This is a genomic window from Flavonifractor sp. HCP28S3_F3 (genome assembly GCF_052065355.1).
GTDB lineage: Bacteria > Bacillota > Clostridia > Oscillospirales > Oscillospiraceae > Flavonifractor.
In genome coordinates this window covers 1-495 of sequence record NZ_JBQHUF010000043.1, presented here as the reverse complement: position 1 = coordinate 495, position 495 = coordinate 1, and the positions used below count along the sequence as shown (strand labels likewise).

Sequence of the window (495 nt, the reverse complement as noted above, 5' to 3'; positions counted from 1 at the left end):
CCAGAGTTTTCAAAACGCTGTCAGGGATGGTATCCGTTACGGGCTGGAGCAGGGCTTGTTCGGCTGGAACGTAACGGACTGTAAGATTTGCTTTGAATACGGGCTTTATTACAGTCCGGTCAGCACGCCGGCGGACTTCCGCTCATTGGCCCCGATTGTATTGGAACAGGCATTGAAGGAATCAGGGACGCAACTGCTGGAACCTTATCTCTCCTTCACCCTCTATGCGCCCCGGGAATATCTTTCCAGGGCTTATCATGATGCACCGAAATACTGTGCCACCATCGAAACGGTCCAGGAAAAAAAGGATGAAGTTGTCTTTACTGGCGAGATTCCCGCCCGCTGTATACAGGCATACCGTACTGATCTGGCCTTTTACACCAACGGGCGGAGCGTATGCCTTACAGAGCTGAAAGGATATCAGGCCGCTGTCGGTCAGCCGGTCATCCAGCCCCGCCGTCCAAACAGCCGCCTGGACAAGGTGCGCCATATGTT

General features: G+C 53.7%; 1 pseudogene. It reads left to right on the top strand.

Annotated features, from left to right (window positions below):
* Window positions 1-495 (top strand): annotated as a pseudogene (locus ACTNB1_RS14875) (tetracycline resistance ribosomal protection protein Tet(W)); the annotation flags it as partial.